The sequence below is a fragment of the Streptomyces sp. GDS52 genome (assembly GCF_052246875.1).
Lineage (GTDB): Bacteria > Actinomycetota > Actinomycetes > Streptomycetales > Streptomycetaceae > Streptomyces > Streptomyces cathayae.
In genome coordinates, this window is the sequence record NZ_CM125966.1 from 3971538 (window position 1) to 3992983 (window position 21446).

Here is a 21446-nt window from a genome sequence, read left to right on the forward strand (position 1 = left end):
GACTACCGGAAAACCTTCGAACGGATGGCGCAGAGCGCCGGGTTGGGGCAGGAAGCAGTGCAGCGTCGGGGCTTGGCAAGGACGATCGCGGTGGTGTCCGCACTGGGACTGACGGGAGTCCTCGGCGGATGCGGTGCCGGCAAGGGCTCCTCCGACGTGACGCTGAGACTGGTCGCCGCCGACTACGGCACCGGCGGGGCCGACAGCTCCGAGAAGTACTGGGCCGCGCTGACGGAGCGGTACGAGACCGAGCACCCGGGCGTGAAGATCGACGTCAGCGTCCACTCCTGGAACGACGTCGACCGCGAGGTCAAGAAGATGGTCGACGCGGGCGACCCGCCGGACATGGCCCAGATCGGCGCCTACGCCGACTACGCCGCCCAGGGCCTGCTCCACAAGGCCGACGACGTGCTCTCCATCCCCGTCCAGGCCGACTTCGTCTCGCAGTTGGCCAACGCGGGCCAGGTCAACGGAGTGCAGTACGGCATGCCGTTCGCCGCCTCCACGCGCGTGCTGTTCTACAACAAGACCCTGTTCGAGAAGGCCGGCCTCACCCCGCCGAAGACCTGGGACGACCTCGCCGCGAACGCCGCGGCGCTCAAGGCGGAGGGCGTGAAGTACCCCTACGCGCTGCCCCTCGGCCCGGAGGAGGCGCAGGCCGAGACCATGCAGTGGCTGCTCAGCGGCAACGGCGGCTACGTCGACTCCCTGGGCTCCTACGGCTTCGACTCCGCGGAGAACACCGCGACCGTCACCTGGCTGAAGGACGAACTGGTCGGCAAGGGCCTGACCGGCCCGGTGGCGCCCGGAAAGCTCGACCGTGCCGAGGCGTTCGCCGCCTTCGCCGACGGCGACGTCGGCATGCTGAACGGCCACCCCTCGCTGATCGAGACGGCCGGGAAGAAGGGCGTGGAGTTCGGCACCGTGCCGACGCCGGGGATCGACGGCGAGAGCCGGGCCACGCTCGGGGTCGCCGACTGGATGATGGCCTTCAACAAGAACGGCCACGACGACGAGATCGGCGAGTTCCTCGACTTCGTCTACAGCGAGAAGAACGTGCTCGACTTCTCCCGCAACCACAACCTGCTGCCGGTCACCACCTCCGCGTCCCGGACGATGGACGGGGCCGAGCAGGACAAGGACCTCAAGCCCTTCCTCGGCGAGCTGGCCACCTCGGAGCTCTACCCGGTCGGCAACACCTCCTGGGCCGCGGTCAACGTGGCCGTCAAGCAGCAGATCGGCAAGGCGGTCGCCCCGGGCGGCAGCCCCAAGGGCGTGCTGGGCGGCCTCCAGGCGACCGCGACGCGCGCGGAGAGCTCGCACTAGGACTCCCCGTGACCCCCGCCGCCGGTGACCCGATGTCAGTGGCGGGGGCTACCGTCGGGGCATGGATGAGGAACGGCTGGCCCGGCGCGAGCAGGACATCATCGCGCTGGAGCGCCGCGGCTTCCTCGGCCCCGGCGTGAAGGAACGGGCGATACGCGAGGAGCTGGGCCTGGCCCCGGTGCGCTACTACCAGCTCCTCAACGCCCTGCTCGACGACCCCCGCGCCCTGGCCCACGACCCGGTCACGGTGAACCGGCTCAGACGCGTCCGCGAGTCCCGCCGCACGCAACGCTGACCGCGGCCGCCCGGGGCACCGGAGCCGATCCCGGCGGCGGACCGGGCGGGGCGGACCGGCCGGGGGCGCCGGGGCGCACCGGGAGGCGGGACGCGGAGGCGCGCCCGCCCGCCGGGCGGGCCGGGATGCCGGGAGCCGCGCCCGGAGGCGTTCGCGAACCCGAGAGCCCGAGCAGCCGGCGGCGGGCACACTCGCGCGCCGGGACACCGGAGCGGCACCGGGACGCAGAAGCGGGCCCGCCCGGCGGGCCCGGGGTGCTGGGAGCCGGGTTCGGACGAGTTCGGGGCCGAGGCGCTGGCCCCGGACTCGAACGAGCCCGGGGCCAATACGCCGGACCCGGGGCCGGAGGTCCGGGGAGACGCGTTCGTGGGGGCAGGGCCGGGTCAGGCGGGGTGCAGGGACGATGCCAGGGCCCGGAGCAGGCGTACGACTCCGGCGGGGCCGTCGACCACCAGGTCCGCGCGTTCCCTCAGCTCGGGGACCTCGTCGCTGCCGCTGCACACCAGCAGGCCGGGGACGCCCTCGGAGCGGAGCTCCTCGACGGCGGCGTACGCGGGAAGGTCACCCAGGTCGTCCCCCGCGTAGAGGACGGACCCGGCGCCGATCTCACGGGCGTGCTCCAGCAGGGCCACACCCTTGTCCATTCCCGGCGGACGCAGCTCCAGGACCATGCGGCCCGGCTCCACGACCAGGCCGTGCCGGGCCGCCAGCTCGGCCAGCGGCCCGCGCAGCGCCTCGAACGCGCCCCGGGGGTCGGCGGCCCTGCGGGTGTGGACGGCCACCGCACGGCCCTTCTCCTCGATCCGGACCCCCTCGCCGGCACCGGCCCGGTCGAGCAGCCCCGGCAGTTCCGCGCGCACCCCGGCGACACCGGGGTGCGGGGCGGGCGCGGTGATGTCGCCGGTGGCGGCGTCCCAGCGTTCGGCGCCGTAGTGGCCGAGGACGACGAGGTGCTCCAGACCGGGGACGCCCGCGAAGCCGCCGTTGCGCACCGCGACCTCGGGCGGCCGGCCCGTGATCACCGCCACGGAGGCCACCCCCGGGGCGAGCGCGGTGAGCGCGGGCACCGCCTCCGGGTGGGCGCGGGCCTGCTCCGGGTCGGGCACGATCGGCGAGAGCGTGCCGTCGAAGTCGAGACCGATCAGCGCCTTCCCCGGCCGCGCGAGCAACGCGTCGAGCCCCTCCCGCCCGGCCCGCGTGGCGGGCGTCGGCAGGGGCTCCGCGGCGCTCGGGCCGGCGGTGTCCGCGTGTGTGGCATGCGGGTCCGTGGAATCCGTATGACTGCCCATACCGCCAACCTATCCATGCCCTCCCCGCGGCACGCCACCCCGACCGGCCGTACAGGACAGATCCCCTCGGGGACCCGCCCGGCCTACGACTCCTCGCGGAGGGCGTTCAGCTGGTCCAGGAACCACTTCTGCGGTGGCAGCGCGGTCGCCGCCGCGGTCAGGCGCTTGGCGCCTTCGGTCCGCTCCGCCGGGCCCGTCGTGAGGGCCTCGTGCAGGGCGCGCGCCGTGGCGACCACGTCGTACGGATTGACGGTGATCGCGTCCTCGCCCAGCTCCTCGTGCGCGCCCGCCTCCCGGGACAGCACCAGCGCGCAGCCCCCCTCGGCGAGGATCGGGATCTCCTTGGCGACCAGGTTCATCCCGTCCCGGATGGGGTTGACCAGCGCCACGTCGGCCAGCCGGTACGCGGCCAGCGAGCGCGCGAAGTCGTCCCTGACGTGCAGCACGACCGGACGCCAGCCGGGCGTCCCGTACCGCTCGTTGATCTCCTCGGCGACCCGCCGCACCTCGGCGGTGTACTCGCGGTACACGGCGAGGTCCTGCCGGGACGGATAGGCGAAGGCGAGGTGCACCACCCGTTCGCGCCACTCGGGGCGGTCCTCGAGGAGCTGCCGGTACGCCAGCAGACCGCGCACGATGTTCTTCGACAGTTCGGTCCGGTCGACCCGGACGACCGTCCGCCGCGCGGTGCCGTCGGGGGCCGTGCCGATCTCCTCGCGCAGCGTGAGGAGCCGCTCCTCGACGTCCGCCTCCCGCGCGCGCCCGCGCAGGAAGTCCGCGTCGGCGCCCAGCCCGTGCACACCGATCCGGGTGTCGCCGAGCCCGCCCACGAACCGCTCGCAGCACGCGGTGAACGCGTCCGCCCAGCGGTGGGTGAGGAAACCGAGCCGGTCCGCGCCCAGCATCCCGCGCAGCACCTGCCCGGCGATGTCGTCGGGCAGCATCCCGAAGTACTCCGGCGGCGCCCACGGTGTGTGCGAGAAGTGGCCGATGTGCAGGTCGGGGCGGAGCTCCCGGAGCAGCCCCGGGACCAGCGTCAGGTGGTAGTCCTGCACCAACACCGCGGCCCTCTGCGCCGCCTCCTCGGCCAGCGCCTCGGCGAAGGCCCGGTTGTAGGCCTCGTAGGAGGCCCACTGCCGCCGGAACTCCGCGTCGAAGACGGGCTCCACCGGTGTCTGGTACAGCATGTGGTGCACGAACCACAGCACCGAGTTGGCGATGCCGTTGTACGCGTCGGCGTGCACGTCCGCCGGGATGTCCAGCATCCGCACGCCGTCCTCGCCGACCCCGCGCCGCACGGCCTCGCGGTCGCCGTCGGACAGCGCCGAGCACACCCACAGCGACCCCGCGTCCGGCCCGATCGCCGACAGCCCGGACACCAGTCCGCCGCCACCGCGTCCGGTCCGCAGCGAACCGTCCTCCTCCACCGTGTACGAAACGGGGCCGCGATTCGACGCGACCAGCACCCGGGCACCTTGCATGGAAGCCATACGCCTGAACCTAGCCCGCCTCCGAAACGCTCAAACGTAACGGATCAGCCGTATACGGCCCGGGCGTTCCGGCCGGGGCGTGCCCGTCGTGCTCAGGCCACCCGGCGGGACCGGTACTCGGCGATCTCCGTCATCGGGGGCCGTTCCTCGGTGTCCACCGAGTGGGTACGGGGCTCGAAGCCGGCGCCGATCCGTTCGAACTGGGTGAGCGCGGGGCGGATCAGGTGCCCGCGGGCCAGGCGGAGCTGGGCGGTGCGGTAGATCGCGGCGGCCATGCGGCCGAGGGCCTGGCCGTCCTGATGACGGTGCCTGCGGACGCCGACGTCGACCTGGGCGAGGGCGTCCAGGCCCACCAGGTGCAGGGCGTCGACCAGCATGCCCAGCTCCACGCCGTAGCCGACGGGGAAGGGCAGCCGCTCCAGGAGCGAGCGCCGGGCCGCGTACTCGCCGCCGAGCGGCTGGACGAAGCCGGCCAGCTGCGGCCAGTGCATGTTGAGCAGCGGGCGTGCCATCAGCTCCGTGACCCTGCCGCCCTGACCGGCCGTACCGGCGGTGCCGGCGGTACCGGCCGTGTCTCCGTCGGACACCGTGAGGGGGCGGTCGTACATCGCCTTCACCAGGTGGACGTCCGGCTCGGTGAGCAGCGGGCCGACGATGCCGGAGACGAAGTCGGCGGAGAACTCCCTGAGGTCCGCGTCGACGAAGCAGACGATGTCCCCCCGGGTGACGAGCAGGGAGCGCCACAGCACCTCGCCCTTGCCGGGCACGGCGGGGAGGCGGGGCAGGATCGTGTCCCGGTGCACCACCGTCGCGCCCGCCGCCGCGGCCACCTCGGACGTGTGGTCGGACGAGCCGGAGTCCACGACCACGACCTCGTCGACCAGCGGGACCCGGAGCATCAGCTCGCGCCGGACGACCCCGACGATGTCACCGACCGTCGCCTCCTCGTTGAGCGCGGGCAGTACCACGCTCACCGTCCGGCCCGTGGCGCGCTTCGCGGCCAGGACGCGGTGCAGCGGGCGGTCGGCCACGGACCAGGAGCGGTCGGCCAGCCAGCGCTCGACTTCTTCCAGCACGGTCTGTGGCTCCTCACCTCTGTGACCTCTGTGATCCATACACCTGGCACCCGTTGATCCATCTCGCGGTTCGGACGCGCACTCTCCACCGTCCGAGCCGTCGGTTACAGTCTTGAACAACGCGGGCGCCCCTTGCACACCGGGGGTCTCGACCCCCCTTGCGTCCGCGGCGCACGACCGCGTCACCGCATGACACACAACCGAATACAGCTCATCCAGAGGGGCAGAGGGATACGGCCCGATGAAGCCCCGGCAACCCTCCAGCCGGTTCTCGTGGATCACCGTCGATCGACGATCACAGCGGAACACCGCACGCTGATCGCTGATCGTCCACGCGAGGCTCCCGGCTAGGGAAGGTGCCAAGTCCGTCTCACGACGAAACACGTCGTGAGGAAGATGAGGAGAAAGGGCCTCGCCTCACATGGCTGTGCAGACCGTCGCAAGCACCACCGACTCCGTCGCTGAATCCGCTGCGCCCTCCGTCGATCTCGGCCCCGCCGCCGCGCTGTCCTGCCGCGAATGCGGCCACCGCGTCCCCCTCGGCCCGCTCTTCGCGTGCGAGGAGTGTTTCGGTCCGCTGGAGATCGCCTACGACTTCTCGGCCTACGACACCGAGGAACTCCGCCGGAGCATCGAGGCGGGCCCCGCGAACATCTGGCGCTACGCGCCGCTGCTGCCCGTCCCCGCCGACGTGGCGACCAAGCCGAACATCAACCCCGGCTGGACCCAGCTCGTCCAGGCCGACCGCCTCGCCCGTGAACTCGGCGTCACCGGCGGCCTGTTCGTGAAGGACGACTCCGGCAACCCGACCCACTCCTTCAAGGACCGGGTCGTCGCCCAGGCCCTGGAGGCCGCCCGCGCCTTCGGCTTCACCACCCTGTCCTGCTCCTCCACGGGCAACCTCGCCGGTGCCGTCGGCGCCGCCGCCGCCCGCGCCGGCCTGCGCTCCTGCGTGTTCATCCCGCACGACCTGGAGCAGGGCAAGGTCGTCATGGCCGCCGTCTACGGCGGTGAACTCGTCGGCATCGAGGGCAACTACGACGACGTGAACCGCTTCTGCTCCGAGCTGATCGGCGACCCGGCGGGCGAGGGCTGGGGCTTCGTCAACGTCAACCTGCGGCCGTACTACGCCGAGGGCTCCAAGACCCTCGCGTACGAGATCTGCGAGCAGCTCGGCTGGCGGCTGCCCGACCAGCTCGTCGTCCCCATCGCCTCCGGCTCGCAGCTCACGAAGATCGACAAGGGGCTGCAGGAGCTGATCCGGCTCGGCCTCGTCGAGGACAGGCCGTACAAGATCTTCGGTGCGCAGGCCGAGGGCTGCTCGCCGGTGTCGACCGCGTACAAGGCGGGCCACGACGTCGTCCGGCCGCAGAAGCCGAAGACCATCGCCAAGTCGCTCGCCATCGGCAACCCGGCCGACGGTCCGTACGTCCTGGACATCGCGCGCCGCACCGGCGGCGCGGTGGAGGACGTGACGGACGAGCAGGTCGTGGAGGCCATCCGGCTGCTCGCCCGGACCGAGGGCATCTTCGCCGAGACCGCGGGCGGTGTGACCGTCGGCGTGACGAAGAAGCTGATCGAGAACGGCCTCCTGGACCCGTCCCTGACCACCGTCGTCCTCAACACCGGCGACGGCCTCAAGACCCTGGACGCGGTGGCCGACACCGGCCTGACCGCGACCATCCGCCCCAGCCTCGAGTCGTTCCGAGAGGCCGGCCTCGCCTGACCTCCTCCTCGGAGTCCCGAGGAGACCGACGGTCGCCCGTGGGGCATCGCGCCGCACGGCCGACCGTCCCCGGGGCGCACCCGGGCCGGGGTCCCGCACCGGCTTCACCGGCCGACACCGCCGACCCGGCGGCCGACACGCAGAGTATTCCCCTCGTCACTGGAGGTCGATCCGCATGAGCGTGACCGTTCGCATCCCCACCATCCTGCGCACCTACACCGGCGGCAAGGCCGAGGTGAGCGCCGAGGGGGCGACCCTCGGCGACGTCATCGCCGACCTGGAGAAGAGCCACACCGGGATCTCCGCCCGGGTCCTGGACGACCAGGGCAAGCTGCGCCGTTTCGTCAACGTCTACGTCAACGACGACGACGTCCGCTTCGAGCAGGGCCTGGAGACGGTGACCCCGGACGGTGCCGGTGTGTCGATCATCCCGGCCGTCGCCGGCGGCTGATCATTACCCTCGGTAACCGATGTGACCGAGGGTTTACCGTGTCGCCCCCTCCGTGAGAGAAGCGGAGGGGGCAATTCCATGGGGTTGAGCGCGGTAGGGTTGGGGAACGCGGTCCCGGCTCCCTGTTCTGGAACCGCCAATTCCTGCCGCACACCCGACTGGATGCAGCCAAAATCCGGTTCGCTTCTGCGGCATTTGCGGGCTTTGCCCCACCTGACTTGCCCTGAAATCAGGTGAATTCCCGTTACATTCCGGACTGGCGGCGTCCAGATTTCTCGTCCGATTGACCTGTTGCAGAGGGCAGTTGGACGGATACATTCGGCCGCGGTCGACGCGTTCCGGCGCACGCCCCCAGTCGTTGGGGGGTGAGGTCTGACCCGGATCCGCGAAGTGTGGATCTGTGCAAGGGCCAGTAATAGGGGAGTTAGGCATGGCTCAGGGCACCGTCAAGTGGTTCAACGCGGAGAAGGGGTACGGCTTCATCGCGGTCGACGGTGGTGCGGATGTTTTCGTCCACTACAGCGCGATCCAGATGGACGGCTACCGCACCCTCGAAGAAGGCCAGCGGGTCGAGTTCGAGATCTCGCAGGGCCAGAAGGGCCCGCAGGCCGACATGGTCCGTCTCAGCGCCTGAACGCGCTACCACCGCAAGAATTTCCTGCCGACGAAGGGTCCGCACCCCCAGGGTGCGGACCCTTCGTCATGCCGGGACCCGGGTGGTGACCGGCGCCCGGGGGCGTTCGCGCGCGGCCGGCTCCGCGCCGCCCGCGCTGTTCGCGTGCGGCTGACTCTTCCCCACGATCCACGGGGGGCGCTTGCACTCGCATGGGTCGAGTGCTAATCATTGGCGTTAGCACTCTGAAGGTGAGAGTGACAACGTAAGGACCGGGTCGGTGAGGCCCGCAGGCCGGTGGGGCAAGGAACCGCCGGTTCTGTGAGCCGTCCGTCGCGGGCGCGGGCGCGGTCCTAGGAGTCATCACCCCCAGTCCTGGAGGGACCACTTCACATGGCCAAGATCATCGCGTTCGACGAGGAGGCGCGACGCGGCCTCGAGCGCGGCATGAACCAGCTCGCGGACGCCGTCAAGGTGACGCTCGGCCCCAAGGGCCGCAACGTCGTCCTCGAGAAGAAGTGGGGCGCCCCCACGATCACCAACGACGGTGTGTCCATCGCCAAGGAGATCGAGCTCGAGGACCCGTACGAGAAGATCGGCGCCGAGCTGGTCAAGGAAGTCGCCAAGAAGACGGACGACGTCGCCGGTGACGGTACGACCACCGCGACCGTCCTCGCCCAGGCCCTGGTCAAGGAGGGCCTGCGCAACGTAGCCGCCGGCGCCAACCCGATGGCCCTCAAGCGCGGTATCGAGAAGGCCGTCGAGGCCGTCTCCGGTGCCCTGCTGGAGCAGGCGAAGGACGTCGAGACCAAGGAGCAGATCGCCTCCACGGCCTCCATCTCCGCCGCCGACACCCAGATCGGCGAGCTCATCGCCGAGGCCATGGACAAGGTCGGCAAGGAAGGCGTCATCACCGTCGAGGAGTCCCAGACCTTCGGTCTGGAGCTGGAGCTCACCGAGGGTATGCGCTTCGACAAGGGCTACATCTCGGCGTACTTCGCCACCGACATGGAGCGTATGGAGGCGTCGCTCGACGACCCGTACATCCTGATCGCCAACTCCAAGATCGGCAACGTCAAGGACCTGCTGCCGCTCCTGGAGAAGGTCATGCAGTCGGGCAAGCCGCTGCTGATCATCGCCGAGGACGTCGAGGGCGAGGCCCTGTCGACCCTGGTCGTCAACAAGATCCGCGGCACCTTCAAGTCCGTCGCGGTCAAGGCCCCGGGCTTCGGCGACCGCCGCAAGGCGATGCTGAACGACATCGCCATCCTCACGGGCGGCGAGGTCATCTCCGAGGAGGTCGGCCTCAAGCTCGAGAACACCGGCCTCGAACTGCTCGGCAAGGCCCGCAAGGTCGTCATCACCAAGGACGAGACCACCATCGTCGACGGTGCCGGCTCCTCGGAGCAGGTCCAGGGTCGCGTGAACCAGATCCGCGCCGAGATCGAGAACAGCGACTCGGACTACGACCGCGAGAAGCTGCAGGAGCGCCTGGCGAAGCTCGCCGGCGGTGTCGCGGTCATCAAGGCCGGTGCCGCCACCGAGGTCGAGCTCAAGGAGCGCAAGCACCGCATCGAGGACGCCGTTCGCAACGCGAAGGCGGCCGTCGAGGAGGGCATCGTCGCCGGTGGTGGCGTGGCCCTGCTCCAGGCCTCCCAGGTGTTCGAGAAGCTGGAGCTCGAGGGTGACGAGGCGACCGGCGCCAACGCCGTGAAGCTCGCGCTCGAGGCCCCGCTGAAGCAGATCGCCGTCAACGCCGGCCTCGAGGGCGGCGTCGTGGTGGAGAAGGTGCGCAACCTGACCCCGGGTCACGGCCTGAACGCCGCGACCGGCGACTACGTCGACCTGGTCAAGGAAGGCATCATCGACCCGGCCAAGGTGACGCGCTCCGCGCTGCAGAACGCCGCGTCGATCGCCGCGCTGTTCCTCACCACCGAGGCCGTCATCGCCGACAAGCCGGAGAAGGCCGGCGCGGCCGCCCCGGGCGGCATGCCGGGCGGTGACATGGACTTCTGAGCCTGACTCACCTCAGGTTCGGACCCGGTCCGTCAGTACCGAGGGCGGCACCCCCTGTTTCGGCAGGGAGTGCCGCCCTCGGGCGTTTCCGCGTTTCCGCTCTGGTGCCCGACCGGCTGGAGCGCGACGAGCTCGAGCCGTACGACGCGGCGTCGCTGCGGACGCCGAGCCGAGCCGAGCAGAGCTGCGGGCCCCGTCGACTACAGGTCGCGCATCGGTTCGATGTCGTGCCGGACCGGCGTGCCCCACACGCGCAGTACCTCGTAGTCGGTGAACTCGTGCACCACCCGGTACGCCGTGGCGGGCCGGGGCCCGCGCCGCTGCGCCGCGATGTACAGCTCGGCCTCGCGCCGGTCCCGGCGCGGGGTGCCGCACAGCTGCCACGCCTGACCGTTCCACAGCTCCGGCAGCCAGCGCTGCTGCGGCTGGGGGCGGTCGCCGTGCATCCCGTACCGGGACGGGACGGGCTCGGTGGGCGGCTGGTGGGGCGCCGGCCCGTTGAACTCGGCGCGGCGGGCGGTCCGGCGCCGGGTCTCGCACAGCAGGCACAGGTCGGGGGCGCTCTTGTCGACCGGCCCGGTCGGGTGCTCGGCACAGCGGGTGCTGGGCGCGGCCGTCTCGACGCTCTCCTCCAGCCGGTCCAGCGCGCGCTTCAGGTCGGCCCGTACCTCGTGCAGCTTGGCGTCCGGCGTGTCGGCGGCCAGCGCCTCGCCGTGCTCGCCGAGGACGCGCAGGGCGCGGCCCAGGGCGGTGAGCTGCGCGTGGTTCATGATTCGTCTCCGGGTGGGGGAGGTCCAGTATCCCAGTGTTCACCGGGGGCGGTCACCGTCGTGCGGAGCGGTCGTCCCGGACTGCTCGAGGCCCGGACGAACCGTGCGGGCGGTGTGGATCCAGCCGCCCGCCGCGTACGTGTTCCGGCATCCGATGAGCCGGGACCTTGCCGGGATCCGGCATGTCGCACGCCCGTGATGCCCGTTTACCCTGCTCGGACACATCCGGTGTCGGCACTGACCGGGACGGACGGCCGACGAGGGGAGGGGCGCGATGTTCTCGGTGGCCTGGGGGGTGTTCGCGACCGCCTTCGGCTGGATCGTCGCGACGGATTTCCGGGGGGCGGCCCACCGCTTCCACGCGATGTCCCGCGCGGCCACGCCGTTCGGCGGCGCCGGCGCCTCGTGTGTGGGCGTCGGCTTCCTCCGTGCCGTGGCGGGGGTGTTCGGCCTGATCGGCCCGTTCGTCCTGGGCGCGGGGCTCCTGGACCTGTGGCGTGGTGAGGCGGGGCCGGGCGGATTGCCCCCGGTGCCCTCCTTGCCCGCCTGGCTCCTCGTGTGTGAGGCGCTGGTCGCCGGTGTCGGTCTGTGGACGATGTGGCGGCGTTCCGGCATGCTGCGCCGTGAGTGGGACGCCGGCACCGGACTGCGGCGTGCTGCCGTCGTCGTTCTCACGGCGTCGTTGGTCGCGTTCCTCGTGACGCTGGGCCTCGGTCAGGGCGGATGGGCGGTGGGGAGCTGGCTGGTCGGCGGTCTGTGCAGCCTCACCCTGCTCCTGGGCCGCCGAACCGATCAGCCCTCCGCCGCCGGTCCGGCCCCTGCGGATTCCTGACCGCTCACCTTCGCCAGCGCGGCGCGCAGGTGGCCGGCGGCCTCGGTCAGCAGGCGGGTGGCCGTCGGGCCGTCCACGTCGGCGAGCAGGACCAGGATGGCGTGCTTGACCTCACCGTCCGTGGCGGCCAGGGCGCGCTCGATGTCGGCGTCCGCCGCGCCGGTCGCGAGGGCGACGATACGGCGGGAGCGGGCGCGCAGCTTCTCGTTGGAGGCGCGGACGTCGACCATCAGGTTCCCGTACGTCTTGCCCAGCCGGATCATCGTGATCGTCGAGATCATGTTCAGGACGAGTTTCTGGGCGGTGCCGGCCTTGAGGCGGGTGGAGCCGGTGAGGAGTTCCGGGCCGACGACCACCTCGACGCCGTGCTCGGCCGCCGCGGCGAGCGGGCTGTTCGCGTTGCAGGCGAGGCCCACGGTCAGCGCGCCCCGCTCGCGGGCCCAGGTGACGGCGCCGACGGCGTACGGGGTGCGCCCGGAGGCGGAGACGCCGACCACCGAGTCGTCGGCGGTCAGCCCCAGCGCGGCCAGGTCGGAGGCGGCCAGCTCCGCCGAGTCCTCGGCGCCCTCGACCGAGGTCACCATGGCGCCGGGACCGCCCGCGATCAGGCCGACGACCCTGGCGGGGTCGGTGTTGAAGGTCGGCGGGCACTCGGAGGCGTCCAGGACACCGAGCCGGCCGGCGGTGCCCGCGCCCGCGTAGACCAGCCGGCCGCCCCGGGCCATCCGGTCGGCGACGGCGTCGATCGCGGCGGCGATCCGCGGCAGCTGTCCGGCCACGGCACCGGCCACGGTGGCGTCCTCGCCGTTCATCAGCCGGGCGATGTCGAGGGTGGGCAGCCGGTCGACGTCCGCCAGCTCCGGACGGAACGCCTCGGTGGTCAGGGTCTCCAACTCGGCGCGGAGACCACGGGGTTCGGGCGTGGGGGTCATGGAACGGTTCTCTCCGGTGGTCTGTGTCCGGTGGGCTGCGCCCGGTGTCTTCGGCCGGTGTCCTCGGCCTGTGCGGGAACGCGGGAACCGCGGTGGGGCGTGAACGGCTCCGGTGTCCCGTCCGCTACCGCGGACCGCTCCGGTGCCGGTGGGCCAGCGCCTCGTACGACGCGGACAGGGCGGGGGCCGCCGACTCGTAGGTGCGCTGGGCGATGCCGACGAACAGACAGTCCACCACCAGGAGCTGACTGGTCCGGGACGACATCGCGGCCGGGCGCAGCTCGCTCTCGCGGGCCGTGGACGTGGTCAGTACGTGGTCGGCGTACTGGGTGACGGGTCCGTTCGGGCGGCCGGTCACCGCGATCGTCGTCGCCCCGTGCTCGAAGGCCACCCGCAGCGGTTCGATGACGTCCCCGGTCGACCCGGAGTGCGTGATGGCGACGGCCACGTCACCGGCGCGCAGCTGCACCGCGTTGGTGACGGCGAGGTGCGGATCGCCGGGGGCGTGGGCTATCAGGCCTATGCGCAGCAGCTTCTGGGTGAGGTCCTGGGCGACCAGGCCGGAGGCGCCGATGCCGTACACGTCCGTCCGGCGGGCACCGGCCAGCGCCGCGACGGCCGCGCCGAGCTGGACGGTGTCCAGTCCGGCCGCGGTGTCGGCGAGGGTCTGCTGCTCGTCGTAGGCGAGTTTGGCGACGACGTCGGAGATGGGGTCGTCCACCGCGATGTCGGTCGTGATGGAGGGCGCGCGGCCGGACTGCTGCTGGGCGGCGAGCCCGGCGAGGGCGAGCCGCAGGTCGCGGTAGCCGGGGTAGCCGAGCAGGCGGGCGGTGCGGACGACGGTGGCCTCGCTGGTGCCGGTGAGCTCGGCGAGGCCGGTGACCGTGAGGGCGGCGCAGCCGGCCGGGTCGCCCGCGACGGCCTCGGCGACCCGCTGCATGGAACGGGTCATCGAGGGGGCCAGCGTGCGCACCTTGGCCGCGAGGGCGGCGGGGGCGGGCGGAGCGAAAATTTCCTTCACGTCCTGGGTCACCCCTGAAAGATATTTTCGTTTCGGTGGTGCGGTCAAGGGTGCGCACAATGGGGGCATGGCCCCCCATGACGATCCCGTCGATCCCGTCGATCCCGGCAATTCCGACGACACCCCCGTCGGCCCTGTCAGCTCCCTGGAGCAGGCGTTGCACGCGGCCCGCGCGCTGGTGCTCGCGGACCTGGTCGCGCACGAGGTCGCTGAGGCGGACGTCGTCTCGCTCGTCGAGGAGTCCGTCGCGCACCGCCGCTGGTGGGTCGAGCAGTGGCCGGAGGGCATCGGGTTCCTCGCCGGTCTGGTCGCCCAGGACGTGCAGGACGCCCTGCTGGAGCGGTACGGCCGCTGGCCGCTGTGCCCGGTGTGCGGCTCCGGCGACCCGCACGCGCTGGAGGTGGAGCCGGAACTCGGCCCCGATCCGCACTGGGTGTGCCACCTGGCGGGCGTGAAGGTCGCGGCGGTCGGCTCGCTGGGCGGGGCGGCCTCGACGTGACCCTGTACATCGACCCGCCCACCTGGCCGGGACACGGCCGGCTCTGGTCCCACCTGGTCAGCGACGTCTCCTACGACGAACTGCACGCCTTCGCCGCCGGCCTCGGCGTCCCCCGCCGCGCCTTCGAACGCGACCACTACGACATCCCCGAGCACCGGTACCCGGACGTCGTGCTCGCCGGGGCGCTGGAGGTCAGCAGCCGCGAGGTGGTGCGGCTGCTGTACGGGGCGGGGCTGCGGGTGCGCAAGAGCACGGTGCGCGAGGGCGTGGTACGCGCCGACGTGGTGCGCACCGCCGTGGTGCGCGTCAGCGAGGTTCAGCGGCGCAGCTCGTAGACGTACTCGCCCGCGTTCTCCCCCGCGTTCTCGGCGGCCCGGGTGAATCCGGCGCGGGTGACGACGTTCCGCGAGGGCAGGTTGGCGCGGTCGATGACGGCGGTGACGGTCCGTACGCCGTCCTGCGCGAGCGCCCACGCCGACAGCGCGCGCAGCGCCTCGGTGGCGTAGCCGTGGCCGCGGGCACCCTCGACGAGGTCGTAGCCGATCTCCACCCGGCCGTCCCCGTCCGGCGCGCGGTGGAAGCCCATGGCGCCCACCGCGAGATCGTCCTCCCGCCGGACCAGTACGTACATGGTCCACGCCGGGTGGAAGGTCCCTTCCCCGTACTGCTCGACCATCAACCCGGCCCCCACCCGGGTCCCGTCGGCGGGAGCGGCGCCGACCCACCGGTAGCCGCCGTCACCGCTCGACGACAGATCGGACGCGACCGCGGGAGTGATGCTCGCCAGGGTGAGGCGGTCGGTGGGTATGCGGATCGTGTTCTCGCCCGCCGGCTCGTCAGCCCTTGTCATCCTCGCCCCCTTCGTTCCCCGAGTCGTCCGGTACGACCGACACGATGGCGCAGGTCGGGGGAGCCGGGTGGGGAAGGTGGACATACGTGACGGACAAGGCGGGGCAGTTCGCACGGGCTTCGACACGCGTCACCCGGACCTCCGCGCCCCGGTCGAGTACACGGCGCGACGGCCCAGCTGCTGCGTCCGCTCCAGCTCCGTACGTAACGCCTCGACGACCGCCTCAGCGGCGGGGCCCAGGAGGTCGAGGCGCTTGCGTGCGGTGTGCGTGACTTCCACGGCGGCCGTCGGCTCGGTCAAAGGGGACTCTCCAGCTTCAACGCGCGGGCCAGCTCGACGCCCTCGGCGAGGGAGGCCTCGAAGTCGGGATCGCAGCGTGTCAGGACATGCCCGCGATACGTCGCGATCAGCTCGGACACCTCACGCAGGTCCGTGAAGTCGACACGGTTGAGGGTGGCCGCCAGTTCGGCTTCGAGGCGGGCCAGGTCGCCCGGGAAACCAAGCCCGGCGGCAAGGGCGGCCCGGACTTCGCAGAGGGTCCGCATGGGCGGCGGTTCGACGGGCGCTTCCGGATGGACGGGCTGTTCACTCATGGAGGGTGATCCTTCCTGCGGAGAGCCGGTCCACGACGCTACTCCGGTCGGCCTCATTGCGTCAGCAGTTCCCACTCGCCGCCGATGTTGTACCGGGCCGTGGCCTCCCAACGCTCCTGTCCGTACGGCGTGCGGAACAGGCGGGGCAGGGCGAGGAGTCGGCGCAGGACGGCGGCGCGGCCCTCGCGGAAGGCGTCGCCCGGCACGAAGTGGTACTCCGCGCGGACGGCGGCGGTGTAGGCGGCGTACGCCGACGGGGGCGAGGCGAGGACCGCCAGGTCGGCGTCGCACAGCACCTGACCGTCCCGGTCGTCCTCGGCCGGGTCGTGCGTGACGGTGAGCCGCACCAGCCGCGCCACCTCGGCGACCTTCGCCTCCGGCACCCCGGCCTCGGCCAGCGCCCGCTCGGCGAGCCGCGCGGACCGCTCCTCGTTCTCGGAGCGGTCGGGCAGGTACACGGCGTCGTGGAACCAGGCCGCGAGCCGCACGACGTCCGGGTCGTCCGCGTACGCCTCCAGCTCGTCGACGTGATCGAGCACGGCGGTGAGGTGGGCGAGCGTGTGGTAGTGCCGCTGCGGCTCCTGCCAGCGGGTGATCAGGTCGTCGGCGTAGGGCGCCGGATCGGGCCCGCCCCCGGAACCCCGGGCCCCCTCCAGGGCGCGGGCGAAACGGGCACGCAGGACGTCGGTGTCGGCCATACGGCCATTCTTCCCGACCCGGTGGAACGCGGGGACCTCGCCACAGAGCTCCGACTCGGCCCGTACCGTGAGGTACCGGACGGGGTCGCGCCGCGCCCTGTATCTCTCGGGGCGTGCCTTGCGCGCAAGCGGAAGGGGCCGTTACGGGTAGTGCGGGTGATCTTTCGCTGGGTAGTGTGAATCGCCGGAGCGTGAACATCCGTCCGCGCGTGCCGCCGACCCGAAGGAGACCGGAAGAAGTGAGCAACCAGGTGCAACCGACGTTCGTACTGGTCCACGGGGCCTTCGCGAACTCCTTCTCCTTCGCGCCGCTCCAGGCCGAACTCGGCCTGCTCGGGCACCGTTCGGTCGCCGTCGACCTGCCCGGCCACGGCTTCGCGGCGACCTACACCCGCGCCTACCAGGCGCCGCAGGATCCCGGAGGGCTCGCCACCGCGCCCGGTGCGATCAAGGGCGTCACGCTCGCCGACAACGCCGCGCACCTGATCGGGGTCCTGGAGCGGGCCAGGCGGAACGGCCCGGTGATCCTCGTCGCCCACAGCCGGGGCGGCGCCACGGCCACGGCCGCGGCCAACGCGCGGCCCGACCTGATCGACCGCATCGTCTACGTCGCGGCCTGGTGCCCGGTCGCGCTCGACGTCGGCGACTACTACGCCGAGCCGGAGATGGCCACGGTCGACGCCGCCTCCCTGGGCCTGGCGATGGCCGGGAACCCCGCCGAACTCGGCCTGCTCCGCGTCAACTTCCGCACCGCGGACCCGGCCGCCCTCGCGGCGCTCAAGGATGCCTTCCTCGCCGACGGCACCGACGAGGAGTTCCTGACCTTCCTGAGCACCTTCCAGCCCGACGAGAACCTGGACGTCGGCACCTCCGCCGACCGGGCGCAGGCGGCGACCTGGGGCCGTATCCCGAAGACCTATCTCCGCCTGGCCGACGACGCGAGCATGCCGCTCGCCCTGCAGGACCGGCTGATCCGCGAGGGCGACGAGCTGACGCCGGACAACCCGTACGACGTCCGCACGCTCGCGGGCAGTCACCTGAAGTGGCTGGTCGATCCGGCGCCGGCGGCCCGGGTCCTGGGCGAACTCGCCACGCTCCCGGCCCCGTCCGCGGGGTGACTCCCCTCCCAGGGGCGGAGCCGCCACTAGCGTGGGCGGCATGACGACTCCTGCGGATGTGCAGAACGTACGAGACCCGGAGCTGCCCGGGCGGCTGCTGACCGCCGAGCGGGACGTGCTGATCCCGTTGTTGCGGGGGAGGGCGGACGCGGACTTCGCGCTGCCGGTGGTGGCGTGTCCGGGGTGGACGGTGCGGGATGTGCTGGCGCACTGTTCGGCCGCGTTCACGCGGGTGCTGGAGCGCCGGTTCGAGGAGGGGGTGTTCTCGCCCGCGTCCAACGGCCGGGACATCGCCGAGCGGGCCGGGTGGAGCAACCGGCGCGTCGTGGACGAGCTGGAGCGCGGGATGACCGAGGCCGGTCCGGTGATCGCGGAGGCGGGCGGGGCGCTGGACGTCCTCGCGCTGGGCGAGTGGGTGCACGCGGGGGACGTGCGTGAGGCGTTCGGGGAGCCCGGCGCGTACGCGGGCGCGGGGCTGCCGTCCGCGTTCTCCCTGCTGGCCTACGTGACCGGCCGGAAGGGGCACCTTCCGCTGCACGCCGACCTCGACGACGTGGACGAACCCCTGCGGCTGGGCGAGGCCTCGGGCAGGCGGCCCCCGGCGCGGTACATCGGGGACGGGCCGACGCTGGTACGGCTCTACGCGGGACGGCCGGTGGACGGCGCCGCGTACGAGCTGGCCGGGGCACGGGCGGCGGAGCTGAACATCTTCGGCGAGTGAGGCGCGGCGAGGGCGCTCGGGGCGCGGATCTCCGGGCGGCGGGCGTAGGGTGGATTGGACTAGACCTCTAGTCGCCGCCGACCGATGCCGAGGAATGGGGTCCCATGAGCGAGCGTGCAGTCCTGGAGGTGATCGCCCTCGACGTCGAGGACGCCGTCGCCGCGCAGGCCGGGGGCGCGGACCGGCTCGAGCTGGTCACCGACATGGCCGCCGACGGGCTCACCCCGTCCGCCCGCACCGTCGCCGCCGTGCGCGCGGCCGTCGACATCCCGCCGCGGGTGATGCTGCGCCTGGCGGACGGGTTCGCGGCGGGTGATCTCGACCGGCTGGTGGACACGGCGCGGGAGATGCGGGACGCGGGGGCCCAGGAGTTCGTGCTCGGGTTCCTGGACGCGGACGGCGGCGTGGACCTGGGCGCGGTGGAGCGGGTGGTCGGCGCGCTGGACGGCTGCCGCTGGACCTTCCACCGCGCCATCGACCGCGCCGCCGACCGCGACGCCCTGCGCAAACAGCTCGACGGCCTGCCCGGCCTCGACGCCTACCTCACGGCCGGCGCGCCCGGCGGGGTGGCCGACGGGCTGCCGACGCTGCTCGCCGAGGCCCGGCGGGGGAAGCAGGACGAACCCGGGTACGAGCAGCAGCTGCTCGTGGGCGGCGGGCTGCGGCTGGAGCAGGTGCCCACACTGCTCGGCGCCGGGATCCACGCCTTTCACATCGGGGGCGCGGCCCGGCCGGACGGGTGGGGCGGGCCCGTCTCGGCGGAGGCCGTGGCCGAGTGGCGCCGGGTGGTGGACGGGGGCTGATTCCGGCAGGCACCGGTCGGCACCGGCTGATTCCGGCAGGCACCGGCAGGCACCGGCCGGCACCGGCCTCACGGACCGGCTCAGTGCGGCAGCAACTGCTCCGGCAGCGGGGCCGCGTGGGTCACGATCAGGCCCGAGACCGCTCGGGTCAGGGCGACGTACAGGCGGCGCAGACCGGTGCGTTCGTCGGGCTCGGCGTCGACGACGGCGCATGGCTCGTCCAGGACCACGTAGTCGTACTCCAGCCCCTTCGCCAGGGACGCCGGGACCAGGGTGAGCCGGGTGTCGTGCGTCGTCTCCTCGCCGGGCGCGACGTGTCCGAGGCCCGCCGCGGTGAGCTCCCGGGCCAGTTCCGGGACGCGGGCGTCCGCGGCGATCAGGCCGACCGAGCCCTCGTGGCCCAGCAACTCCCGGCAGGCCGACACCACTTCGCCGCTGCCGGTGATCGGACGGACCGCGAAGAAGCCCGGGTTGTCGCGGATCGACGCCACCGGCGTCAGCCCCGGCGCGATGTGCGGGAGCAGCCGGGAGGCGTACGCGATCACGTCCGTCGGAACGCGGAAACCGGCCGTCAACTCCTCGACCACGGCGTCCCGTTTGCCCAGGTGGGCCAGTGCCTCCTCCCAACTCCGGGTCGCCCACGGCGTGGTGCCCTGCGCCAGGTCGCCGAGGACGGTCGCCGAGCCGGTGGTGCAGCGCCGGCCCACCGCCCGGTACTGCATGGGGGAGAGGTCCTGCGCCTCGTCGAGCACCACGTGCCCGAGGGAGGGGGTGCGCCGGATCAGGTCGGTGGCCTCGTCGATCAGGACCGCGTCGGCCGCCGACCACTTCGCGGACCTCACCGACCGCGCCGGCTTCGTCCACAGGATCGCCTTCCGCTCGTCCTCGTCCAGCAGTCCGGCCGCGTGCTCGGCCAGGAAGTCCGGGTCCGCCAGCAGGCGCAGGACGAGTTTCGCCGGGTCGACGGCCGGCCAGACCGTCTTCACCGCGGCCTTCACGGCGCCGGTGCGGGCCACCGTGTCCTGCACCCTGTCGTCCGGCGTCTCCCCGGCGCGCTCCATCCGCACCAGCACGGCGTGCGCGACGCGCTGCGGGAGGGCCTCGCGGGCGGCGCCGTAGCGGATGTCGCGGTCGAGCAACTGGCGGACGATCTCCTCCAGTTCGTACGCCGGTACCCGCCAGCGGCGTGAGCCGCGCACGACGACGACCGGTTCGGTGGGCATCGTCACGTGCGAGTGGAGGGCCCGGCGCAGGACCTCGGCCATCCTCGCGTCGCCCTTGACGAGCGCGGCCCGCGGGTCGTCCGTCCCGCGCACCTCGACATGGGCCACCAGGTCGTCCACCGTCGCCTGCCCGACCGTCAGCTCGCCCAGTGCGGGCAGCACCTGCTCGATGTAGTGCAGGAAGGACCGGTTCGGCCCGACGACCAGCGTGCCGGTGCGGGCCAGCCGCTCACGGTGCGCGTACAGGAGGTACGCCACCCTGTGCAGGCCGACGGCGGTCTTCCCGGTGCCGGGGCCGCCCTGCACGCAGACGCTGCCCGAGAGGCCGGAGCGCACGATCTCGTCCTGCTCGGGCTGGATGGTGGCGACGATGTCCCGCATCGGGCCGACGCGCGGCCGCTCGATCTCCTGCTGGAGCAGCTTGCTGGTGGCCGATGCCTCGGCCGGGTCGGACAGGTGCTCGTCCTCGTACGCCGTGAGGTCGCCACCGGTGTAGCCGAAACGGCGGCGCAGCGCGAGGTCCATCGGGTCCTTCCTGGACGCCCGGTAGAACGCCTGCGAGACCGGCGCCCGCCAGTCGATCACCATCGGGTCGCCGTCGACGTCGTGCACATGCCGGCGACCGACGTAGAAGCGCTCGCCCTCGGCTCCTTCCGCCTCCTCGGCGCCGTGGGGGTCCCCCTGCTCATGGGGGTGCCCCCGCTCGAGCGGAGTCGAGAGTGGGGGAGGAGCCGAGAGTGGGGGAGCGTGCAGGTAGTCGAGGCGGCCGAAGAACAGCGGGGTGTCGCTGAGGTCGGCCAGTGCCTTGACGCGCTCCGCCATCTGCCGTTCCAGGATCTGCGTGTTGACCCAGTTCGCGGTGACGTTGCCCAGGTCGAGGGCCTCGACGTCCGCGCGCATGGCCCGCAGGGCGGTACGGGACGCGGCGAGGTGGGCCCGCTCGCGGTCCAGCGGGCCGGTATCGGCGAGCGCGGGCGTGGGAGCGGGTTCGGGGACGTGCGTGGGCACGGGGCTGCCTCCGGCTGGTGCTGACGGTGATGCCGCCTGGTGCTGACGGTGATGCCGCGTGACCACGGCATGGCTGACCGGCCGGTTTCCGTCCGG

23 protein-coding genes and 1 riboswitch are annotated in these 21446 nt (G+C 72.5%); of the genes, 12 read left to right on the forward strand and 11 right to left on the reverse strand.

Translation table 11 applies throughout. From position 1 onward, the window contains the following. Nucleotides 1-24: 24 nt before the first annotated feature. Both ACTWJ9_RS18190 and ACTWJ9_RS18195 read left to right on the forward strand, forming a co-directional pair. On the forward strand, nucleotides 25-1326 hold the full coding sequence (locus ACTWJ9_RS18190; protein WP_443294434.1) for an extracellular solute-binding protein: 1302 nt from the start codon (nucleotides 25-27) through the stop codon (nucleotides 1324-1326). A gap of 61 nt (nucleotides 1327-1387) precedes the next feature. Beyond that, the gene (locus ACTWJ9_RS18195) at nucleotides 1388-1621 is read left to right on the forward strand and encodes a DUF3263 domain-containing protein (RefSeq protein WP_279335286.1); all 234 of its coding nucleotides are present in this window, start codon (nucleotides 1388-1390) and stop codon (nucleotides 1619-1621) included. A gap of 383 nt (nucleotides 1622-2004) precedes the next feature. Here the strand turns inward: ACTWJ9_RS18195 and otsB are convergent, their stop codons facing one another. From otsB to ACTWJ9_RS18210, 3 genes are all read right to left on the reverse strand, one after another. Continuing rightward, the gene (gene otsB, locus ACTWJ9_RS18200) at nucleotides 2005-2910 is read right to left on the reverse strand and encodes a trehalose-phosphatase (RefSeq protein ID WP_279335287.1); all 906 of its coding nucleotides are present in this window, start codon (nucleotides 2908-2910) and stop codon (nucleotides 2005-2007) included. Nucleotides 2911-2993: 83 nt separating this feature from the next. Then, a complete protein-coding gene (locus tag ACTWJ9_RS18205; RefSeq protein ID WP_279335289.1) occupies nucleotides 2994-4400 on the reverse strand; it encodes an alpha,alpha-trehalose-phosphate synthase (UDP-forming) in 1407 nt (468 codons plus the stop codon). A 92-nt stretch (nucleotides 4401-4492) separates the two neighbouring features. Next, nucleotides 4493-5476 (reverse strand): glucosyl-3-phosphoglycerate synthase, encoded by a 984-nt coding sequence (locus tag ACTWJ9_RS18210; RefSeq protein ID WP_443294435.1) that lies wholly within the window; start codon nucleotides 5474-5476, stop codon nucleotides 4493-4495. A 208-nt stretch (nucleotides 5477-5684) separates the two neighbouring features. Continuing rightward, nucleotides 5685-5879, forward strand: a riboswitch (SAM riboswitch). A gap of 18 nt (nucleotides 5880-5897) precedes the next feature. Here ACTWJ9_RS18210 and thrC point away from each other — a divergent pair. The 4 genes from thrC (at nucleotide 5898) to groL (ending at nucleotide 10282) form a co-directional block, all read left to right on the forward strand. After that, entirely contained in the window at nucleotides 5898-7202 is a 1305-nt protein-coding gene (gene thrC / locus ACTWJ9_RS18215) for a threonine synthase (protein ID WP_279335291.1), read from the forward strand. Between the two features lie 175 nt (nucleotides 7203-7377). Then, on the forward strand, nucleotides 7378-7653 hold the full coding sequence (locus tag ACTWJ9_RS18220) for a ubiquitin-like small modifier protein 1 (RefSeq protein ID WP_388703308.1): 276 nt from the start codon (nucleotides 7378-7380) through the stop codon (nucleotides 7651-7653). A 430-nt stretch (nucleotides 7654-8083) separates the two neighbouring features. Continuing rightward, nucleotides 8084-8287, forward strand: a complete 204-nt coding sequence (locus ACTWJ9_RS18225; protein ID WP_004929928.1) for a cold-shock protein — start codon at nucleotides 8084-8086, stop codon at nucleotides 8285-8287. A 372-nt stretch (nucleotides 8288-8659) separates the two neighbouring features. Next, entirely contained in the window at nucleotides 8660-10282 is a 1623-nt protein-coding gene (gene groL, locus ACTWJ9_RS18230) for a chaperonin GroEL (protein ID WP_279335293.1), read from the forward strand. Nucleotides 10283-10482: 200 nt separating this feature from the next. On the opposite strand, the gene ACTWJ9_RS18235 is transcribed toward groL, so the two are convergent. Then, nucleotides 10483-11052, reverse strand: a complete 570-nt coding sequence (locus ACTWJ9_RS18235; protein ID WP_279335294.1) for a hypothetical protein — start codon at nucleotides 11050-11052, stop codon at nucleotides 10483-10485. A 274-nt stretch (nucleotides 11053-11326) separates the two neighbouring features. On the opposite strand from ACTWJ9_RS18235, the gene ACTWJ9_RS18240 reads away from it, so the two are divergent. Next, a complete protein-coding gene (locus tag ACTWJ9_RS18240; protein ID WP_443294436.1) occupies nucleotides 11327-11884 on the forward strand; it encodes a hypothetical protein in 558 nt (185 codons plus the stop codon). Here ACTWJ9_RS18240 and murQ read toward each other — a convergent pair. Further along, on the reverse strand, nucleotides 11845-12816 hold the full coding sequence (gene murQ, locus ACTWJ9_RS18245) for an N-acetylmuramic acid 6-phosphate etherase (RefSeq protein ID WP_279335296.1): 972 nt from the start codon (nucleotides 12814-12816) through the stop codon (nucleotides 11845-11847). The two genes, ACTWJ9_RS18240 and murQ, sit on opposite strands and share 40 nt — an antisense overlap. 124 nt (nucleotides 12817-12940) lie before the next feature. Further along, complete coding sequence (locus tag ACTWJ9_RS18250; RefSeq protein WP_387039882.1) at nucleotides 12941-13849, reverse strand: MurR/RpiR family transcriptional regulator; 909 nt, start codon at nucleotides 13847-13849, stop codon at nucleotides 12941-12943. A gap of 55 nt (nucleotides 13850-13904) precedes the next feature. Between ACTWJ9_RS18250 and ACTWJ9_RS18255 the strand changes: the two genes are divergently transcribed. Both ACTWJ9_RS18255 and ACTWJ9_RS18260 read left to right on the forward strand, forming a co-directional pair. Further along, the gene (locus ACTWJ9_RS18255) at nucleotides 13905-14336 is read left to right on the forward strand and encodes a hypothetical protein (protein ID WP_387039880.1); all 432 of its coding nucleotides are present in this window, start codon (nucleotides 13905-13907) and stop codon (nucleotides 14334-14336) included. Then, entirely contained in the window at nucleotides 14333-14671 is a 339-nt protein-coding gene (locus tag ACTWJ9_RS18260; protein ID WP_279335299.1) for a DUF4031 domain-containing protein, read from the forward strand. Before ACTWJ9_RS18255 ends, ACTWJ9_RS18260 begins: the two co-directional genes overlap by 4 nt. Here ACTWJ9_RS18260 and ACTWJ9_RS18265 read toward each other — a convergent pair. The 4 genes from ACTWJ9_RS18265 to ACTWJ9_RS18280 all read right to left on the reverse strand — a co-directional run bounded on the left by ACTWJ9_RS18265 (nucleotide 14653) and on the right by ACTWJ9_RS18280 (nucleotide 16477). Beyond that, nucleotides 14653-15186 (reverse strand): GNAT family N-acetyltransferase, encoded by a 534-nt coding sequence (locus ACTWJ9_RS18265; RefSeq protein ID WP_341483693.1) that lies wholly within the window; start codon nucleotides 15184-15186, stop codon nucleotides 14653-14655. The genes ACTWJ9_RS18260 and ACTWJ9_RS18265 overlap by 19 nt on opposite strands. A 129-nt stretch (nucleotides 15187-15315) precedes the next feature. After that, nucleotides 15316-15486, reverse strand: coding sequence for a hypothetical protein (locus tag ACTWJ9_RS18270; RefSeq protein WP_443294437.1), 171 nt, complete (start codon nucleotides 15484-15486; stop codon nucleotides 15316-15318). Beyond that, nucleotides 15483-15779, reverse strand: a complete 297-nt coding sequence (locus ACTWJ9_RS18275; RefSeq protein ID WP_443294438.1) for a hypothetical protein — start codon at nucleotides 15777-15779, stop codon at nucleotides 15483-15485. Before ACTWJ9_RS18275 ends, ACTWJ9_RS18270 begins: the two co-directional genes overlap by 4 nt. 53 nt (nucleotides 15780-15832) lie before the next feature. Beyond that, nucleotides 15833-16477, reverse strand: coding sequence for an HD domain-containing protein (locus tag ACTWJ9_RS18280; protein WP_443294439.1), 645 nt, complete (start codon nucleotides 16475-16477; stop codon nucleotides 15833-15835). A gap of 239 nt (nucleotides 16478-16716) precedes the next feature. On the opposite strand from ACTWJ9_RS18280, the gene ACTWJ9_RS18285 reads away from it, so the two are divergent. The 3 genes from ACTWJ9_RS18285 (at nucleotide 16717) to ACTWJ9_RS18295 (ending at nucleotide 19119) form a co-directional block, all read left to right on the forward strand. Beyond that, nucleotides 16717-17595 carry an alpha/beta hydrolase gene (locus tag ACTWJ9_RS18285; RefSeq protein ID WP_279335303.1) on the forward strand — a complete coding sequence of 293 codons (879 nt, stop codon included), beginning with the start codon at nucleotides 16717-16719 and terminating at the stop codon, nucleotides 17593-17595. A gap of 40 nt (nucleotides 17596-17635) precedes the next feature. After that, entirely contained in the window at nucleotides 17636-18316 is a 681-nt protein-coding gene (locus tag ACTWJ9_RS18290; RefSeq protein ID WP_279335304.1) for a maleylpyruvate isomerase family mycothiol-dependent enzyme, read from the forward strand. A gap of 104 nt (nucleotides 18317-18420) precedes the next feature. After that, on the forward strand, nucleotides 18421-19119 hold the full coding sequence (locus ACTWJ9_RS18295; protein WP_279335305.1) for a copper homeostasis protein CutC: 699 nt from the start codon (nucleotides 18421-18423) through the stop codon (nucleotides 19117-19119). Nucleotides 19120-19199: 80 nt separating this feature from the next. Here the strand turns inward: ACTWJ9_RS18295 and ACTWJ9_RS18300 are convergent, their stop codons facing one another. After that, the gene (locus tag ACTWJ9_RS18300) at nucleotides 19200-21350 is read right to left on the reverse strand and encodes a HelD family protein (protein ID WP_443294440.1); all 2151 of its coding nucleotides are present in this window, start codon (nucleotides 21348-21350) and stop codon (nucleotides 19200-19202) included. Nucleotides 21351-21446 lie beyond the last annotated feature (96 nt).

Coding starts and splice junctions, on each gene's coding strand:
- ACTWJ9_RS18190 (WP_443294434.1), top strand. CDS start 25: ATGGCGCAGAGCGCCGGGTTGGGGCAGGAAGCAGTGCAGCGTCGGGGC.
- ACTWJ9_RS18195 (WP_279335286.1), top strand. CDS start 1,388: ATGGATGAGGAACGGCTGGCCCGGCGCGAGCAGGACATCATCGCGCTG.
- otsB (WP_279335287.1), bottom strand. CDS start 2,910: ATGGGCAGTCATACGGATTCCACGGACCCGCATGCCACACACGCGGAC.
- ACTWJ9_RS18205 (WP_279335289.1), bottom strand. CDS start 4,400: ATGGCTTCCATGCAAGGTGCCCGGGTGCTGGTCGCGTCGAATCGCGGC.
- thrC (WP_279335291.1), top strand. CDS start 5,898: ATGGCTGTGCAGACCGTCGCAAGCACCACCGACTCCGTCGCTGAATCC.
- ACTWJ9_RS18220 (WP_388703308.1), top strand. CDS start 7,378: ATGAGCGTGACCGTTCGCATCCCCACCATCCTGCGCACCTACACCGGC.
- ACTWJ9_RS18225 (WP_004929928.1), top strand. CDS start 8,084: ATGGCTCAGGGCACCGTCAAGTGGTTCAACGCGGAGAAGGGGTACGGC.
- groL (WP_279335293.1), top strand. CDS start 8,660: ATGGCCAAGATCATCGCGTTCGACGAGGAGGCGCGACGCGGCCTCGAG.
- ACTWJ9_RS18235 (WP_279335294.1), bottom strand. CDS start 11,052: ATGAACCACGCGCAGCTCACCGCCCTGGGCCGCGCCCTGCGCGTCCTC.
- ACTWJ9_RS18240 (WP_443294436.1), top strand. CDS start 11,327: ATGTTCTCGGTGGCCTGGGGGGTGTTCGCGACCGCCTTCGGCTGGATC.
- murQ (WP_279335296.1), bottom strand. CDS start 12,816: ATGACCCCCACGCCCGAACCCCGTGGTCTCCGCGCCGAGTTGGAGACC.
- ACTWJ9_RS18255 (WP_387039880.1), top strand. CDS start 13,905: ATGGCCCCCCATGACGATCCCGTCGATCCCGTCGATCCCGGCAATTCC.
- ACTWJ9_RS18265 (WP_341483693.1), bottom strand. CDS start 15,186: ATGACAAGGGCTGACGAGCCGGCGGGCGAGAACACGATCCGCATACCC.
- ACTWJ9_RS18275 (WP_443294438.1), bottom strand. CDS start 15,779: ATGAGTGAACAGCCCGTCCATCCGGAAGCGCCCGTCGAACCGCCGCCC.
- ACTWJ9_RS18280 (WP_443294439.1), bottom strand. CDS start 16,477: ATGGCCGACACCGACGTCCTGCGTGCCCGTTTCGCCCGCGCCCTGGAG.
- ACTWJ9_RS18290 (WP_279335304.1), top strand. CDS start 17,636: ATGACGACTCCTGCGGATGTGCAGAACGTACGAGACCCGGAGCTGCCC.
- ACTWJ9_RS18295 (WP_279335305.1), top strand. CDS start 18,421: ATGAGCGAGCGTGCAGTCCTGGAGGTGATCGCCCTCGACGTCGAGGAC.